A 15,169-nucleotide genomic window follows, 5' to 3' on the forward strand; every position below is an offset into this window, starting at 1 on the left:
CCTAGGAATTTTGATGCTACATGTCGCCGAGGTGTCCCCAAAGTTACAGGCAGATCATGGGATTCGGGGTCTTCATCCATCGCTCGGATTCGATCTACGATGACAGCCCCGCTGAGCGATATCAGTTCCCCAGCCAGTATCTGCGTCGTGTGGAAGCATGCGTCGGCGATTGGATCATCTACTATGAACCTAGAAAAGTAGACTATACCCGTGGCTATTTTGCTCTAGCCAAAGTCCAGCAAGTTATCCCTGATCCTGTGGCGCCTGATATGTATCTCGCTTTGATTGAGCCGGGCTCATACCTCGATTTCGCCAATCCCGTTCCATTCAATGGGACGGACGGGCTCGTTGAGCGAGGTTTGCTTAACGACGAGGGGCGGATTTCCGGTCGCGCTCAATCGGCCGTCCGGCCAATCAGTCCGGGCGACCTCAACCGCATTCTCGATCTGGGCCTTGACGCCCGTGAACCGTTGCTGCCACGCGTCGATGAAATCGGCATTTCATCCGGCTTTCAGGATGAAGAGGCGCCGTTCCAGTTCGAGCACAGCCGCGACCGCATAAGTTACATCGGATCGCGGATCGTGCGGGACCGTATTTTCCGCCGTATCGTCTTGCGGGCCTATGATGAGCGCTGCGCGATCACGGGACTGAAGTTGATAAATGGCGGTGGCCGGGCGGAAGTTGCCGCGGCACATATTCGACCCGTCGAAGCGAACGGCCCCGATGTCGTCAACAATGGGCTCGCACTATCAGGTACCGCGCATTGGATGTTCGATCGCGGATTGATCAGCCTCTCCGACGATCTGGAAATCCTGATCTCGCGGCAGGTCAATGACCTCGAGAGCGTGCAGGGGTTCGTAAACAAGAGCCGCCGTGCGCTTCCGCCTCGCCGGCCGCTCGAACGCCCGCATCCTCATTTCTTGCAATGGCACCGCGAGCACTGTTTCAAGCAGTAGTGCTTCGCTCACGTGCCGAATACCCCTCAGTCCTTCGCGCGCTCCACATAAGACCCATCGGCCGTCATCACCACCACGCGGGTGCCGGGCGCGATGTGCGGCGGCACGGCGGTGCGCACGCCATTCGAAAGCACGGCGGGCTTGTAGGACGACGATGCGGTCTGGCCTTTGGTCGTCGGCTCGGTCTCGACCACTTCGAAAGTGGCGCGCTGCGGCAGGACCAGGGAAATCGCGATGCCGTTGAACTGCGAGACCTGCACCGGCATGCCTTCCTGCAGATAGGGTGCTGCGTCGCCGACCACGGCTTCGCTCACCGCCACCTGGTCGTAGGTTTCCGGGTTCATGAAGTGATAGCCTTCGCCGTCGGCGTAGAGGAAGGTGTGCTCGCGCTCCTCGACATAGGCGCGCTCCACCTGCTCGGTGGTGCGGTAGCGCTCTGACACCTTCACCCCGTCGCCGATGCGGCGCATGTCGAGCTGCGTCACGGGCGTGCCCTTGCCTGGGTGGATGTTTTCGGCAAAGAGGATCACATAAAGCTTGCCGTCCTTGTCGACGACATTGCCTTTGCGGAGCGAACTGGCGATGACTTTCACCACGGTTTTAAATCCTGCGAGAGTTGACGGGCGTTTGCCGGCTTGTGCGGCGCTGGTAGCGCATCTTGGCGCGAACCGCCAGCCCCCGCTGCAAACTGACATGGGGCGCGCCAGCACGCCTTCAAATCGCCCATGACCGCCGCTTCGCCCTGGTGGACGCCTGACGTTCACGCCGACCGCCGCCCGCGCCTGATGCTGCGCAACGGGCTGACCGCGGCTTTGCGGGAGTGGTTTGCGGCCCGGGACTTCGTCGAGGTGGAAACGGCGGCGCTGCAGGTCTCGCCCGGCAATGAGGCGCATCTGGCGGCTTTCGCCACCGAAGCGGTCGGGCCGGATGGCGCGCGCGTGCCGCTTTATCTCCACACCTCGCCGGAATTCGCCTGCAAGAAGCTGCTCGCCGCAGGGGAACAGCGCATTTTCAGCCTCGGCCCGGTCTACCGCAACCGCGAGCGCGGCCCTTTGCATCATCCCGAATTCACCATGCTCGAATGGTACCGGGTGGGCGAGACCTATGAGAGCCTGATGCGCGATTGCGCCGACCTGCTGGCGCTGGCCGCGACGCGGGCAGGGGCGACACACTTTTCGTTCCGGGGTCGCGACTGCGACCCGTTTGCCGAGCCGGAACGGCTGACGGTGGCGGACGCCTTCTTGCGCCATGCCGGCATCGATCTCCTGGCCACGGTCGGCGCCGATGGCGGCACCGACCGGGACGCGCTTTACGCCGCCTTGGGGCGAGCGGGCCTGCGTACGGCACCCGACGACAACTGGGCCGACCTGTTCAGCCGCGTGATGGTGGAAAAGATCGAGCCCAATCTCGGCCTCGGCCGCGCCACCATCCTGTGCGAATATCCGATCGCCGAGGCGGCCCTCGCCCGGCCGAGCCAGCGCGACCCGCGCGTCGCCGAGCGCTTCGAGCTCTATTGCTGCGGCGTCGAACTCGCCAACGGCTTTGGTGAACTGACCGATGCCGAGGAGCAGCGCCGGCGCTTCATCCACGAAATGGACGAGAAAGAGCGCATCTATGGCGAGCGCTACCCGCTGGACGAGGACTTTCTTGCCGCCCTTGCCACCATGCCGCAGGCCAGCGGCATCGCGCTCGGCTTCGACCGCCTGGTGATGCTGGCCACCGGCGCCCAGAAAATAGAGGACGTGATCTGGACGCCGGTCGCGGGCCCGTGAGCCGCCGGCCTCGTGGTGCCCGGCCTCAGTGTGCGAAAACCTGCTCCAGCGAGCGAAAACCCTTGAATTCCAGGGCGTTGCCGGAGGGGTCGCGGATGAACAGCGTCGCCTGTTCGCCGGGCTCGCCCTTGAAGCGGACCATTGGCCGCTCCAGCCAGTCTATGTCGTCGCGGGCTTCCAGCCGGGTCGCCAGGCGCTGCCAGTCATCCATCAGCAGCACAGCGCCGAAATGCGGGATCGGCACCAGAATGCCGTCGACCTTGCCGTCGCTGGCGGCTTGCGCGGCCTGCGGCCGCAAATGCGCCGACATCTGGTGGCCGTAAAGATCGAAGTCCACCCAGGTCGCCGACGAGCGGCCGATCGCGCAGCCCAGCACTTCGCCATAGAAAGTGCGGGTTTCATCGAGATCACGGACCGGGAAGGCGAGATGGAAAGGCGTCATGAAGGGTACTCCGTGCGGGCTGCGGACTGATTTTGCGTCACAGGGTTCGCGATGGGAACCATGCAGCGACGCATTTTGATTGAAGCCTGTGCCATTGCACAAGCCGGACCGGAACAATAGATGGGTGGGCGCGGCCGCACGCTGGCCGCGACGAGCAGGATCACAGGCATGGCCGACACATCAGACGCTAAAAAACTGACCGACCGCGTCGCGGCGCTGGTCGAAGCCGCCAAGAAGGCCGGCGCCGATGCCGCCGACGCGGTTGCGGTGCGCGGCCGCTCCACCGGCGTGTCGGTGCGGCTCGGCAAGGTCGAGGCCACCGAATCGTCGGAGGCCGAGGACGTTTCGTTGCGCGTCTTCGTCGGCCGGAAAGTGGCGAGCGTCTCGGCCACCGCCGCATCCGATCCGCGCTCACTGGCCGAACGCGCCGTTGCCATGGCGAAAGTCTCGCCCGAGGATCCCTATCAGGGTCTGGCCGATCCGGCGCTGCTGGCAACGCAGACGCGCGATCTCGACCTGTTCGACGCCACCGAAGTGTCGGCCGACCAGTTGAAGGAAGCAGCCCTTGCGGCCGAAGCGGCGGCACTTGCCGTCAAGGGTGTGACCAATTCGGCCGGCAGCGGCGCCAGTGCCGGGCTGGGCGGGATCGTGCTGGCCACCTCGCACGGCTTCATCGGCCACTATGTCGGCTCGCGCTTCTCGCGTTCGGCCAGCGTCATCGCCGGCGAGGGCACCGGCATGGAGCGCGACTATGAATTCTCCTCGCGCCAGCATTTTGCCGATCTCGATGCGCCGGAGGATATCGGCCGCAAGGCCGGCGAACGCGCCGTGCGCCGCATCGGCGCGCGCAAGGCGGCGACCGGGCCGGTCGACGTGGTGTTCGACCCGCGCGTGGCGCGCGGCATCGCCGGCCATCTTGCCGGCGCCATCAACGGCGCGTCCGTGGCGCGCAAGACCTCGTTCCTGCGCGACATGATGGGCAAGCAGGTGGCCGCGTCCGCCATCACCGTCACCGACGAGCCGCTCAGGCCGCGTGGCCAGGCCTCGCGGCCGTTTGACGGCGAGGGCGTCGAGGGCGAAAAGCTTCTCATGGTCGAAAAGGGCGTGCTCAACCACTGGTTCCTGTCGACTTCGGCCGCGCGGGAACTCGGCCTTGTCACCAACGGCCGCGGCTCGCGCAGCGGCTCTTCCGTCTCGCCGTCCTCCACCAATCTCGCCATCGAGCCGGGCGAACGCTCGCCGGAGGATTTGGTCAAGTCGCTCAAGCGCGGCTTCTATGTCACCGAAGTGTTCGGCCAGGGCGTCGACATGGTGACCGGCGAATACAGCCGCGGCGCTTCCGGTTTCTGGATCGAGAATGGCGAGCTGGCCTATCCGGTCGCCGAAGTCACCATTGCCTCGAACCTCAAGACGATGTTCCTCAACATGGTGCCGGCCGATGACCTCGACCGCAATTTCGGCACCGCCGCGCCGACGCTCCTGATCGAAGGCATGACCCTTGCCGGAGCCTGAACTGACCGCTGCCCCTGCCGGCACCATTGGGGATCTGCCGCTGCTGCGCGACGCCGCCCGCGAGGCGGGTCTGATCGCCATGCGCTACTTCGGCAACAGCCCACAGGTCTGGATGAAGGGCGGCACCTCGCCGGTCAGCGAAGCCGATCATGCCGCGGACGCCTATCTGCGCGGCGCGCTGTTGGCGGCGCGGCCCGACTATGGCTGGCTGTCGGAAGAGACGGTCGACGATTCGGCGCGGCTTTCGGCTCGCCGCACCTTCGTCGTCGATCCGATTGACGGCACGCGCGGCTTCCTCGAGGGACAGCGCACCTGGTGCGTCAGTGTCGCCGTCGTCGAAGAGGGCCGCACGCTTGCCGGCGTGCTCGAATGCCCGGCCATGGACGAGACCTACTGGGCTCTGCCCGGCCAGGGCGCCTTCCGCAACGGCAAGCGCATTGGCGTGCGCACGCTTGGCGACAAGGCCGAGATTTCAGGGTTGAAGCAGCTGATCGACCTGCTGCCGCCCGGCTGGCAGAAGCGGCTGGTACGGGCACCCTACAGCCCCTCGCTTGCCTACCGCCTGGCCATGATCGCCAACGGCACGCTCGACGCCACCTTCGTCAAGCCGAATGCGCATGACTGGGACATCGCCGCCGCCGATCTCATCCTGCGTGAGGCCGGCGGCCAACTGCTCGACCCGCATGGCCGCACGCCGCTCTATGCCGGCGAGGTGACCCGGCACGGCGCGCTCGCCGCCGGCAGCGGTGAATTGCTGGCGGTGCTCGTCGATGTCATTGCCGGGCTGGACGCGTGAAAGCACATTCGCAGGTTCCAAAGTCGGCGGCTTTGGTCTAGACCTGTCACAAACTCACAATATGTGAAGGACCGACATGACCGCGGAAGACGGGAAGAAACAGCTTTTGCATCTGGTGTTCGGCGGCGAACTGAAGAAGCTTGGGGGCACCGAGTTCCGCGATCTCGACGGGCTCGACATTGTCGGTATCTATCCCGATTATCAATCCGCCCACACGGCGTGGAAGGCCAAGGCGCAAGCCAGCGTGGACAATGCCCATATGCGTTATTTCGTCGTTCATCTGCACCGTCTGCTGGACCCCGACAACAAGGCCGCCGGTTGACTTCGATGGAGCATGACCTGGCGAAAGGGCCAGCCAGCGATGCCGCGCCGACTGGCAGGGGCGGCAGCCGCGCGACCAAGGCGTTCTGGCGCAAGGTGCGCGAGCCGCTCGCGCAGTCGCGATTCGTCAAGAACGCCATTGCCAGCCTGCTTGCCCAGTTCGTGCGCCTGGTTCGCCTGACCAGCCCCCTGGTCGCCGGCTCGGCGCGCTTTTCTGGCGGCGCCTATTCCGAATTCGAGCCCGGCATCATCGCTCTGTGGCACGGCCAGCATCTTTTGACGCCGGCCTACTATCCCAAGCGCAAGCCGCTGGTCGCCATGGTGTCGCGCAGCGCCGATGCCGAGCTCAACGCGCTGATGCTGGAGAAATTCGGCATCGAGGCGGTGCGCGGTTCCGGTGGGCGCGACAATGCCCGCCATCTCGACAAGGGTGGCGCCAAGGCACTGATTGCCCTCAAAAAGTCGCTCACATCAGGCAAGAACGTCGCCATGATCGCAGACATTCCGCATGGCACCCCGCGCGACGCAGGGCTCGGCATCGTTCTCCTGGCGCGCCTCTCGGGCCGGCCGCTGCTGCCTGTCGCCATCGCCACCAGCCGCCGCAAGGTGCTGGAAAAGAGCTGGGACAAGACCACCATCAACCTGCCTTTCGGCCGTTCCGCCGTGACCATCGGCGCGCCGATCTTTGTCGCGGCCGACGCCGATGACGCCGAAATGGAGCGCAAGCGCCAGGAAATCACCACCGCTCTCAATGCCGCGACGGCCGAGGCCTACCGTCTCGTGGATGGCCGGCGATGAGCGGTCGCTGGGCGCGCGCCATGCTGACGGCATACCGTTTCGCCGGTGCCGCGGCCTATCCGCTGGTCGGGCCTTACGTCGCCTGGCGCACCTCGCGCGGCAAGGAAGACCGCAACCGGCGCCGCGAACGCTACGGCGTCGCCGGCCGCCCGCGCCCCGAAGGGCCCGTGATCTGGATCCATGCCGCGAGCGTCGGCGAGACCATTGCCGTCGTGCCGCTGGTCGAAAGCATTCTCGACTACGGCGTCAACATCGTGCTGACGACAGGCACGGTGACATCGGCCCAGGTCGCAGACGAGCGGCTTGGCGACCGCATCATCCACCAATATGTGCCGCTCGACCTCAAACCGGCGGTCAGCCGGTTCCTCGATCACTGGCAGCCGGACCTGGCGATCATCGCCGAATCCGAGATCTGGCCGATGACCATCCTCGAGCTCGGCGCGCGCCACGTGCCGCAGGTGCTGGTCAATGGCAGGCTGTCCGACCGCTCGTTCACCTCGTGGAAGAAGCGCGCCAACATCGCCGAGGCGCTGTTCGAGAACCTCGCCCATGTCGTTGCCCAGTCCGATGTCGACGGCGAGCGTTTTCGCGCGCTGGGCGCCCGCCCGGTCACGGTGTCGGGCAACCTCAAGGTCGACACCAACCCGCCGCCGGTCGACGAACGGGTATTGGCCTCCTTGCAGCGGCAGATTGGCGGCCGCCCGACCTGGGCCGCGATCTCGACCCATGATGGCGAGGAAGTGGTGGCGGCGGAAGTCCACGCGACGCTGCACAAGCGCCACCACGGCTTGCTGACGATCGTCGTTCCGCGCCATCCCGATCGCGCGGAAAGCCTTGCCGCGCAGATTTCCGGCATGGGGCTGAAGGTCGCGCGGCGCAGCAAGGGCGATCGTATCGGGCCTGACACCGATATCCTGCTCGGCGACACGATCGGCGAGATGGGGCTCTATCTCCGGTTGACCGAGATCGCCTTTGTCGGCCGCTCGCTGACCTCCGAGGGCGGGCAGAATCCGCTTGAGCCGGCTATGCTCGACACAGCGGTTCTGGCCGGGCGCAATGTGCAGAATTTCCGCGAGGCCTATCAGCGCCTGATCGACAGCGGCGGCGCCAAGCTGGTGCGCGATCGCGATATGCTGGCCGGCGCGGTCAACTTCCTTTTGACCAACGAAGTGGCCCGCCACGAGATGATGGCTGCGGGGGTGGCGACCGTCGACGAGATGCGCGGCGCGCTGGCGCGCACGCTGAAATCGCTCGAACCCTATATCCAGCCACTGGTCGTCAAATCGCGCCTGAAGGGCGCCAACGGGCGCTAGCGTGACCTCCGAAGCACCACCATTCTGGTGGGAAGAGCCGGACTGGAAAGTCCTGGCGCTGTCGCCGCTGTCGGCCGTCTATGCGATGGTTGCCGGCCGCGGTATGCGGCGGGCCAGGCGCGAGAAGATCGAGGCGCCGGTCCTGTGCGTCGGCAATTTCACCGTCGGCGGCACCGGCAAGACGCCGGTCGCCATCGCGCTCGCCGAACAGGCCAAGCGCATGCGGCTGAAGCCCGGTTTCCTGTCGCGCGGCCATGGCGGTTCCTTCGCCGAGCCGCATGTGGTCGATGCCCATCACGATGCCGCCAAGCATGTCGGCGACGAGCCGCTGCTTCTGGCCGAACACGCCCCCGTCGCGGTGACGCCGAACCGCGCCGCCGGCGCCCGGCTGCTCCTGGAAAAGCATGGCTGCGATTTCCTGATCATGGATGATGGCTTTCAGAGTGCGCGCATCCATATCGACTACGCGCTTGTCGTCGTCGATGCCCGCTACGGCATCGGCAATGGCCGCGTCATTCCGGGCGGCCCGCTGAGGGCCAAGATCGTCGACCAGCTGGTCTTCACCAGCGGGCTGTTGAAGATGGGCGAGGGCACCGCCGCCGACGCCGTGGTGCGCCAGGCGGCGCGCGCCGGCCGGCCGATCTTCGAGGCGCACACGGAGCCCAGCAGCAAGGCCGGGCTTGCCGGCAAGCGGTTCCTCGCCTTCGCCGGCATCGGCCATCCCGACAAATTCTTCGACACGGTGCGCGAGGCCGGCGGCGAGGTGGTCCTCGCAAAACCCTTTCCGGACCATCATTTCTACGCCGAGGACGAACTCGCCGAGCTGGCGGCGGTGGCGCGCGCCGTAGGGCTGGGGCTCATCACCACGGCCAAGGACGCCGCCCGGTTGCGCCACGGCGCCTCACAGGACTTTCTCGACTGGCTCGAGGTGCTGGAAATCGACACGGTTTTCGAGCTCGACCATGTGCCCGAACGCATCATCGAGGAAACGCTCGATGCCTGGCGGCAGCGCAAGCTGAGAAGCTAGCTTCGCTTGCGCAGCTCCGGATGCACTTCGATTTCGCGGCGCAGCGAAGCGGTGGCGTTCACGTAAGGCTCCTGCCTGGCGACGCTCCAGTATTTCAGCTCGTCCAAGGGGATGTGTTCCCCGGTCACCGCGCAGCGCACGAACGAGCCTGGGCTGGTGACCTGGAAATCGCCATCGAGGTAGCGGATGCGGGCTTCCTTGCCGCCCGGGCCTTCGAAACGGTTCATCATGCGGTGGTGCCGAGTGTCATACAGATTTCATCGCCACAAATCTGCGGCCGGGTCAAGCTTGCGACAAGCCTCGGACAATGCTGAAGCGCTACGGCACACTGAAAAGCGCTTTTATCGGGGGCATGATGGATATTTCTTCCACCCGCCTGGCTTCCCTGCTCAAGGAGGCGATGACGCCGCAACCCGTGCCGTTGGCGAAGGCCGATCCGGTCAGGACGGCGCTGGTCAGGGAACTGGTCCAGCCTGCCGCGCCCTCATTGTTCGCCCAACGCACGGCACCCGCCTTGCTGGCGATGCCGGCGGCGCCGATGGCCGTCAAATCACAGCAGATTGCATCTTCCGGCATCGTCGAGGCCTATCAGGCCCAGCTCGACACGCGCGACGAGGCGGTGTTGGCAACGGTCGCGGCAAGGAGACCGACGCCCGAAGCCGACACGCAGCGCGGCGTCGTGCCGCCCGCGGCAACGGCCAATGACAACGCGCCCGCCAGGGCCGCAGGGTTGTCCTTGCTGTCGTTTATCCCGCTACAGGTTCCGGTCCCGCAAAACGCCGCCGCCCTGGGGATGCCGTCGGGACGGCGAAGGCCAGCCAATCAATCTCACGCCGCCGCGGTACCCAATCCCGAGGGCCTGCTGGTGAGGATCGGCTTTGTTTCGATCATGACCGGTTTGCTGGCAACAATGGTCTTCGGCTTCGTTCTGCTGCTGCTCCGCTGAACGTCGAATCGGTCGGCAGACCTATCGCTCGGCTTCGATAAACGCTTCGATCTTGTCCGGCGCCAATCCGGCCTGCTGCGCGATGCGGCGGGCAAGGTCCGTCGCTGCGCTGCGTGGCCGCCCCAGCGGCCGGTCGAGCCAATAGGACACAGGACTTAGCGCGGTGCGCTCGTCGACCGCCGTGATTCGACCCGACTGCAACTGATGCCCGGTCAGCGGTGGACGCGCCAGCGCGATACCGAGCCCGTAGGCGGCAGCGTCGAGCACCAGATTGTAATCCTCGAAGCGGCGGTCCTGCGGGCGCGGGCGATAATCCATGCCTTGCGCGGCGAACCAGGCACGCCAGGCGGAGGCGTCGGAATCGTTGATCAGCGGGAATTTGAGCAGCCGGGCCGGGTCGCCGCGACCGATCTCGCGTGCCAGTTCCGGCGACGCGACAGGAAAGACATGCTCCTCGAACAACTGTATCGAGACGCGGCCCGGAATGCCGCCCCGGCCGCAACGGATCGACAGGTCGATGCCTTCATCGGCAAGGTCGGCCTGACGGATATCGACATCGAGCACGATGCGCAGCTTGGTGGGATTGTTTTCCAGTGCCGCCATGCGCGGCATCAGCCACAGCCCGCTGACCGAGGGGATCGAGGTCAGCCGCACCACCGCCGTGCCGCGCGGCTCGACCCAGCGGTCGGAATGGCTCGAAATCAGTGCGAAAGCCTCCGATGTGCGCAGATGCAGCCGGTTGCCCTCGATCGTCAGCGTCACGCCGCGCGCGCCGCGATCGAACACTTTCAGGCCCAGCCAGTCCTCGAGCTTGGCGATCTGCCGGCTGATGGCGCCATGGGTGAGGTTGAGCTTCTCGGCGGCCGCCGAAAAACTGCCGGTGCGCGCCGCCGCGTCGAAGGCACGCAGGGTCTCGAGCGGCACCATTGTGTCTGAGCTGTGATCCATAGTCACAGGTGATCCTCGATTTGGTCGTTTGTCAATAAGCGGGAAAAGGCGTTTTGTGGCCTCCAGGACGGGAACAGCACGAGGACAATGGGATGAGCGCGATGACGGGCACGTTGAATCAGACACAGCGGATGGACACCACCGCCGCCATCGCCGTGGGGTTGACGGTGGTCGGCTGGGCCTCCGCCTTTCCGGCGATCCGCGCCGGCCTTACCGCCTTCGGGCCGCTGGAACTGGGCGCCCTGCGCTTTGCCATCGCCGCGGTGCCGGCGGCGATTTTCCTTGCCGTCAAGCGTCCGGCGCTGCCCAGGCTCGACGAGGTGTGGCGTCTCGTCTTTGGCGGAGCCATTTTCGTCGCGCTCTACACTGCCATGCTCAACTTCGGCGAACTGACCGTCTCGGCCGGTGCCGCCGGCTTCATCATCAATGTCAGCCCGATCTTCACCGCCATAATGGCGATGGCTCTACTCGGCGAACGCTTTTCAAGGTGGGCCTGGGCTGGCACCGCGATATCCTTCGCCGGCATCGGCGTCATCGCAATGGCAGACGGACAAGGCTTGCATTTCAATGCTGGTGCACTGCTCGTGCTTGGCTCCGCGCTCTGTTCGGCCGTCAACACCATCGTCCAGAAGCCGCTGTTTGCCCGCCATCACCCGCTGACCATCTCGGCCTCGAATATGATCCTTGGCGCACTTTGCCTGTCCCCCTTTCTGCCGAGCGGTTTTGCGCAAGCAGCAGTCGCCAACACCGCCGGCCTCGGCGCCGTCATCTTCCTTGGAATCGTGCCCAGCCTGATCGCCTATGCCGCCTGGGCAACTGCGCTGTCGCGTCTGCCGGCCGCACGTGCCTCGAACTTCCTCTATCTGGTCTCGCCGATGTCCGCCCTGATCGGCTTCTTCTGGCTGGGTGAAGTGCCGACGCTGCTCGGCATGCTCGGCGGCGCGCTGGCGCTCGGCGGCGTCATCGTGGTGAATTTGAAGCGTTAGATCAAAGGGTTGTCTGCTTTTCTCGAATCAAGACGGGAGCCGCGCCGGAGTTTCTTGGCCCCACCAGATAACGGACTGTCGCCGCGATGTCCTGACAGGGAACTGGAGCAAGGGCACGGAGCCGCCTTATCGTCCGCGAAGGTGTATCGCGACGGAAACGGAAATCGAATCGCCTGCCGTTAGATTGCACTTGCGCCGGACGTCGTCCTTCAGCGGTAAAAGATAGCTTCCGTCCTTGGGAAACAGAGATGTGCCGAACGTGAAGTCGTCAATGGTCGCCTCGACAGGTATCACCCCCCAGCCATAGGTCGCGAACTTCGCGACTTTCTTGATCTCTTCGCCATGCTGCTCGGGTATTGGCGCGAAGAAGTAAGGCGAAGGGCCCCTCCAGTGGATCACCTCGGCCTCGAACTGGAACTGGACCGTCTGTTCGCCGCTCACAGGCTTATCTTCGCCCGAACAGCCGCTCGATATCCGCCAGCTTCAGCTCGATATAGGTCGGGCGGCCATGGTTGCAGGTGCCGGAACCCGGCGTCGCCTCCATCTGGCGCAGCAGCGCATTCATCTCCTCGGCCTTGAGCAGGCGGCCGGAACGCACCGAGCCGTGGCAGGCCATGGTGGCGGCAATCTTGTCCAGTCTTTCCTTGAGCGTCTCGACCGTGTCGTTGTCGGCAATCTCGTCGGCGAGGTCGCGCACCAATTGCTGGACATTGGTTTCGCCCAGCATTGACGGCGTCTCGCGCACCGCGACGGCGCCCGGGCCGAAACGCTCTATGCCGAGGCCGAAGCGGGCCAGCGTTTCGGAGTGCATGGCGAGGCGCTCGGCATCCTCTTCCGGCAGGTCGATGATTTCGGGCAGGAGCAGCATCTGCGAGGGCACGGGGCGCGAATGCAGCGCGTTCTTCAGCGCCTCATAGACCAGCCGCTCATGCGCCGCGTGCTGGTCTACGATGACGAGCGAATCCCTGGTTTGCGCAACGATGTAGTTCTCATGCACCTGCGCGCGGGCCGCTCCGAGCACCGCGCCGAGCAGCGTCTCGGCCGCCTCGCTCTGCCCGGCGCGCGCATCGGCGCTGGCAAGCGGACCGGTATCGAACGCCGCCTGGCCTGGTTCACCAAATCCGCCATTCTTTGCGCCGGCACGCTCGAAGCCTCCGAATTGCATGTCGAGCGGCCGCTGCGGCGAGCGCGCGGGGTCGAAGCCGGCGGAGCCGGACGCGCGGTAGGCCGCTTCATAGCTGCGATGGCCGTTGGCCGGGCCGCCATGATCATAGGATGCGGCGCCCGGCCGGAACGCCGCCATCATGCCGGCGGCTCCGGTCGTGGCTGAGCGGATGCCGGCATCGGCCAGAGCCTGGCGGATGGCGCCGACGATCAGCCCGCGCACCAGGCCCGGGTCGCGGAAGCGCACATCGGCCTTGGCCGGGTGGACGTTGACGTCGACGATGGCCGGATCGAGCGAAAGAAACAGCACCGTCACCGCGTGGCGGTCGCGCGGCAGCACATCGGCGAAGGCGCCGCGGATGGCGCCGGCGATCAGCTTGTCGCGCACCGGCCTGCCATTGACATAGGCATATTGCTGCAGCGCGTTGGCGCGGGTGAAGGACGGGATCGACACATGGCCGGTCAGGCGCACGCCTTCGCGCATCGCGTCGATGGCGATGGAATTGTCGGGAAATTCCGCCCCCATCACCTGGGCGACGCGGCGCAGGCTGCCTTCCGGACTGTCATCGGTCGCCGGCAAGTCCAGCGTCGAGCGGTCGGAACCGGCCAGCGTGAATCGCACGGCCGGGAAGGCGATGGCGATGCGCTTGACCACATCGCTGGTGGCCGAGCTTTCGGCCCGCTCGCCCTTCATGAATTTCAGCCGTGCCGGCGTGGCGAAGAACAGGTCGCGCACTTCGACGGTGGTACCGCGGTTGGCCGCCGCTGGCCTGACGGGCAGCACGCGGCCGCCCTCTATGCCGATCTCGGCGGCACTGTCGCCCGAGGCCGTGCGCGAGCGGATCGACAGCCGCGACACCGAGCCGATCGAGGGCAGCGCCTCGCCGCGAAAGCCGAGCGAACGGATGTCGTTGATATCCTCGGCGAGCTTGGAGGTGCAGTGGCGCGCGATAGCCAGCGAAAGCTCCGGCTCGGGGATGCCGGAACCGTCATCGGTGACGCGGATCAGGTTCAGCCCGCCGCCCGCCGTGACGATTTCGACGCGTGAGGCGCCGGCATCGAGCGCATTCTCGACCAGTTCCTTGACCACGCTTGCCGGACGCTCGATGACTTCGCCGGCGGCGATCTGGTTGATCATCGTTTCGGAAAGCTGGCGGATGGGCATGGCGACAGTATAGGCGGATTCGTGTCGTGCGGGCGAGGGTGAACTGCGGTGGAACCGTGAAACGGTTTCACGCCTGCGCGGCCAGCCAATCCCTGACCTTGCGGGCATTGTCGCTGAGTTCCCGGTTCTTCGGCCAGACGATATAGAAGGCCTTGCCGGTTTTGAGCACGTGATCCGTCACCTGCACCAGCAGTCCGGTTGCCAGCAGCCGTTCGGCGAGGTGCCGCCAGCCGAGCGCGATGCCTTGCCCCTCCATCACGCCCTGGATGACCAGGCCGTAATCATTGATGCGCAGGCCGCGCGCGGTATCACTGAGGCTGCCGCCGGCTGACTGGAACCATTCGTCCCAGCTGGCCGCCTCGCGGTATGGCTCCTCGAGATGGATGAGCCGGTGCGTGGCCAGGTCCCCGACGGTCTTCGGCATGCCGAATTTGGCCAGGTAGCTGGCGCCAGCGACGGGGAAGATCTCCTCATCGGCAAGCGGCAGCGAATGATAATCCGGCCAGTCCCGGGGTTCGCCGCCACGCACGGCCAGCGGGATGCCTTCGGCGATGATGTCGAGGTCGCGGTCGGCGGTCTGGATGCGCAGGTCGATGCCCGGCAATTCGTCGCGGAACTGCTGCAGGCGCGGCATCATCCAGAACGAGCCGAAAGCGGTCGAGGCGGCAAGCGTCACGTGGCCGCCGGTTGCCTGCAGGCGCAGGTCCTCGGCCGATTTGCGGATGTGCGACAGCCCCAGCGAGACATCGGCGTGGAAGCGTTCGCCGGCTTCGGTCAGGCTGACCTGCCGGTGGCGGCGCTGGAACAGCTTGGCGCCGAGCTGTTCTTCCAGCCCGCGCACCGCATAGGAGACGGCGGCTTGCGTCATGCCGAGCTCGCGCCCGGCGGCGGTGAAGCTCGACAGCCGACCGGCCGCCTCGAAGACGATCAGGCTGCCGGCGGAGGGCAGGAGGTGGCGCAGGCTTCGCATAAGCAGAGCTTATACAAGAGATCAGGATTTTCCAGCGTCACAGCCATGTTCGG

The 15,169-nt window shown here is 65.7% G+C and carries 17 protein-coding genes; 10 read left to right on the forward strand and 7 right to left on the reverse strand.

Annotated elements, in window-relative coordinates:
* Window positions 1–56 precede the first annotated feature (56 nt).
* Entirely contained in the window at window positions 57–956 is a 900-nt protein-coding gene (locus QQK95_RS09390) for an HNH endonuclease (RefSeq protein WP_284271368.1), read from the forward strand.
* Between the two features lie 26 nt (window positions 957–982).
* On the opposite strand, the gene efp is transcribed toward QQK95_RS09390, so the two are convergent.
* Window positions 983–1,552: an elongation factor P gene (gene efp / locus QQK95_RS09395; RefSeq protein ID WP_096456789.1), complete on the reverse strand. Its 570-nt coding sequence runs from the start codon at window positions 1,550–1,552 to the stop codon at window positions 983–985.
* Between the two features lie 129 nt (window positions 1,553–1,681).
* Here efp and epmA point away from each other — a divergent pair, with 129 nt between their 5' ends.
* Window positions 1,682–2,728, forward strand: coding sequence for an EF-P lysine aminoacylase EpmA (gene epmA / locus QQK95_RS09400; protein ID WP_284271370.1), 1,047 nt, complete (start codon window positions 1,682–1,684; stop codon window positions 2,726–2,728).
* 25 nt (window positions 2,729–2,753) lie between these two features.
* On the opposite strand, the gene QQK95_RS09405 is transcribed toward epmA, so the two are convergent.
* The gene (locus QQK95_RS09405) at window positions 2,754–3,170 is read right to left on the reverse strand and encodes a VOC family protein (protein ID WP_027042200.1); all 417 of its coding nucleotides are present in this window, start codon (window positions 3,168–3,170) and stop codon (window positions 2,754–2,756) included.
* A 168-nt stretch (window positions 3,171–3,338) separates the two neighbouring features.
* Here QQK95_RS09405 and QQK95_RS09410 point away from each other — a divergent pair, with 168 nt between their 5' ends.
* From QQK95_RS09410 to lpxK, 6 genes are all read left to right on the forward strand, one after another.
* A complete protein-coding gene (locus QQK95_RS09410; RefSeq protein WP_284271475.1) occupies window positions 3,339–4,682 on the forward strand; it encodes a TldD/PmbA family protein in 1,344 nt (447 codons plus the stop codon).
* Window positions 4,669–5,478: a 3'(2'),5'-bisphosphate nucleotidase CysQ gene (locus QQK95_RS09415; protein ID WP_284271373.1), complete on the forward strand. Its 810-nt coding sequence runs from the start codon at window positions 4,669–4,671 to the stop codon at window positions 5,476–5,478. The genes QQK95_RS09410 and QQK95_RS09415 overlap by 14 nt, the downstream gene beginning before the upstream one ends.
* Window positions 5,479–5,554: 76 nt before the next feature.
* Window positions 5,555–5,800 (forward strand): DUF4170 domain-containing protein, encoded by a 246-nt coding sequence (locus tag QQK95_RS09420; RefSeq protein WP_032929795.1) that lies wholly within the window; start codon window positions 5,555–5,557, stop codon window positions 5,798–5,800.
* A gap of 5 nt (window positions 5,801–5,805) precedes the next feature.
* Window positions 5,806–6,597, forward strand: coding sequence for a lysophospholipid acyltransferase family protein (locus QQK95_RS09425; RefSeq protein ID WP_284271378.1), 792 nt, complete (start codon window positions 5,806–5,808; stop codon window positions 6,595–6,597).
* Complete coding sequence (waaA, locus tag QQK95_RS09430) at window positions 6,594–7,910, forward strand: lipid IV(A) 3-deoxy-D-manno-octulosonic acid transferase (protein WP_284271381.1); 1,317 nt, start codon at window positions 6,594–6,596, stop codon at window positions 7,908–7,910. The genes QQK95_RS09425 and waaA overlap by 4 nt, the downstream gene beginning before the upstream one ends.
* Window position 7,911: 1 nt before the next feature.
* Entirely contained in the window at window positions 7,912–8,937 is a 1,026-nt protein-coding gene (lpxK, locus tag QQK95_RS09435; RefSeq protein ID WP_284271382.1) for a tetraacyldisaccharide 4'-kinase, read from the forward strand.
* Here the strand turns inward: lpxK and QQK95_RS09440 are convergent.
* A complete protein-coding gene (locus QQK95_RS09440) occupies window positions 8,934–9,167 on the reverse strand; it encodes a DUF2093 domain-containing protein (RefSeq protein WP_284271384.1) in 234 nt (77 codons plus the stop codon). The two genes, lpxK and QQK95_RS09440, sit on opposite strands and share 4 nt — an antisense overlap.
* A gap of 77 nt (window positions 9,168–9,244) precedes the next feature.
* Between QQK95_RS09440 and QQK95_RS09445 the strand changes: the two genes are divergently transcribed.
* Window positions 9,245–9,883: a hypothetical protein gene (locus tag QQK95_RS09445; RefSeq protein WP_284271386.1), complete on the forward strand. Its 639-nt coding sequence runs from the start codon at window positions 9,245–9,247 to the stop codon at window positions 9,881–9,883.
* A 21-nt stretch (window positions 9,884–9,904) separates the two neighbouring features.
* Here QQK95_RS09445 and QQK95_RS09450 read toward each other — a convergent pair whose 3' ends face one another.
* A complete protein-coding gene (locus QQK95_RS09450; RefSeq protein WP_284271388.1) occupies window positions 9,905–10,831 on the reverse strand; it encodes a LysR substrate-binding domain-containing protein in 927 nt (308 codons plus the stop codon).
* A gap of 92 nt (window positions 10,832–10,923) precedes the next feature.
* Between QQK95_RS09450 and QQK95_RS09455 the strand changes: the two genes are divergently transcribed.
* Window positions 10,924–11,817: a DMT family transporter gene (locus QQK95_RS09455; protein ID WP_284271390.1), complete on the forward strand. Its 894-nt coding sequence runs from the start codon at window positions 10,924–10,926 to the stop codon at window positions 11,815–11,817.
* Between the two features lie 126 nt (window positions 11,818–11,943).
* Here QQK95_RS09455 and QQK95_RS09460 read toward each other — a convergent pair whose 3' ends face one another.
* The 3 genes from QQK95_RS09460 to QQK95_RS09470 all read right to left on the reverse strand — a co-directional run bounded on the left by QQK95_RS09460 (window position 11,944) and on the right by QQK95_RS09470 (window position 15,116).
* Window positions 11,944–12,258 (reverse strand): DUF1905 domain-containing protein, encoded by a 315-nt coding sequence (locus QQK95_RS09460; RefSeq protein ID WP_284271392.1) that lies wholly within the window; start codon window positions 12,256–12,258, stop codon window positions 11,944–11,946.
* A 4-nt stretch (window positions 12,259–12,262) separates the two neighbouring features.
* Window positions 12,263–14,146, reverse strand: coding sequence for a DNA mismatch repair endonuclease MutL (gene mutL / locus QQK95_RS09465; RefSeq protein ID WP_284271393.1), 1,884 nt, complete (start codon window positions 14,144–14,146; stop codon window positions 12,263–12,265).
* Window positions 14,147–14,213: 67 nt separating this feature from the next.
* Window positions 14,214–15,116, reverse strand: coding sequence for a LysR substrate-binding domain-containing protein (locus QQK95_RS09470; protein ID WP_284271395.1), 903 nt, complete (start codon window positions 15,114–15,116; stop codon window positions 14,214–14,216).
* Window positions 15,117–15,169: the final 53 nt, after the last annotated feature.

The sequence above is a fragment of the Mesorhizobium huakuii genome, from assembly GCF_030160235.1.
In the GTDB taxonomy this organism is placed as follows: Bacteria; Pseudomonadota; Alphaproteobacteria; order Rhizobiales; family Rhizobiaceae; genus Mesorhizobium; species Mesorhizobium huakuii.

Bases quoted from the DNA above. Each gene is read 5' to 3' on its own strand.
- QQK95_RS09390 (WP_284271368.1), top strand. From the start codon at position 57: ATGGGATTCGGGGTCTTCATCCATCGCTCGGATTCGATCTACGATGAC.
- epmA (WP_284271370.1), top strand. From the start codon at position 1,682: ATGACCGCCGCTTCGCCCTGGTGGACGCCTGACGTTCACGCCGACCGC.
- QQK95_RS09405 (WP_027042200.1), bottom strand. From the start codon at position 3,170: ATGACGCCTTTCCATCTCGCCTTCCCGGTCCGTGATCTCGATGAAACC.
- QQK95_RS09410 (WP_284271475.1), top strand. From the start codon at position 3,339: ATGGCCGACACATCAGACGCTAAAAAACTGACCGACCGCGTCGCGGCG.
- QQK95_RS09420 (WP_032929795.1), top strand. From the start codon at position 5,555: ATGACCGCGGAAGACGGGAAGAAACAGCTTTTGCATCTGGTGTTCGGC.
- QQK95_RS09425 (WP_284271378.1), top strand. From the start codon at position 5,806: ATGGAGCATGACCTGGCGAAAGGGCCAGCCAGCGATGCCGCGCCGACT.
- waaA (WP_284271381.1), top strand. From the start codon at position 6,594: ATGAGCGGTCGCTGGGCGCGCGCCATGCTGACGGCATACCGTTTCGCC.
- QQK95_RS09440 (WP_284271384.1), bottom strand. From the start codon at position 9,167: ATGATGAACCGTTTCGAAGGCCCGGGCGGCAAGGAAGCCCGCATCCGC.
- QQK95_RS09445 (WP_284271386.1), top strand. From the start codon at position 9,245: ATGCTGAAGCGCTACGGCACACTGAAAAGCGCTTTTATCGGGGGCATG.
- QQK95_RS09450 (WP_284271388.1), bottom strand. From the start codon at position 10,831: ATGGATCACAGCTCAGACACAATGGTGCCGCTCGAGACCCTGCGTGCC.
- QQK95_RS09455 (WP_284271390.1), top strand. From the start codon at position 10,924: ATGAGCGCGATGACGGGCACGTTGAATCAGACACAGCGGATGGACACC.
- mutL (WP_284271393.1), bottom strand. From the start codon at position 14,146: ATGCCCATCCGCCAGCTTTCCGAAACGATGATCAACCAGATCGCCGCC.
- QQK95_RS09470 (WP_284271395.1), bottom strand. From the start codon at position 15,116: ATGCGAAGCCTGCGCCACCTCCTGCCCTCCGCCGGCAGCCTGATCGTC.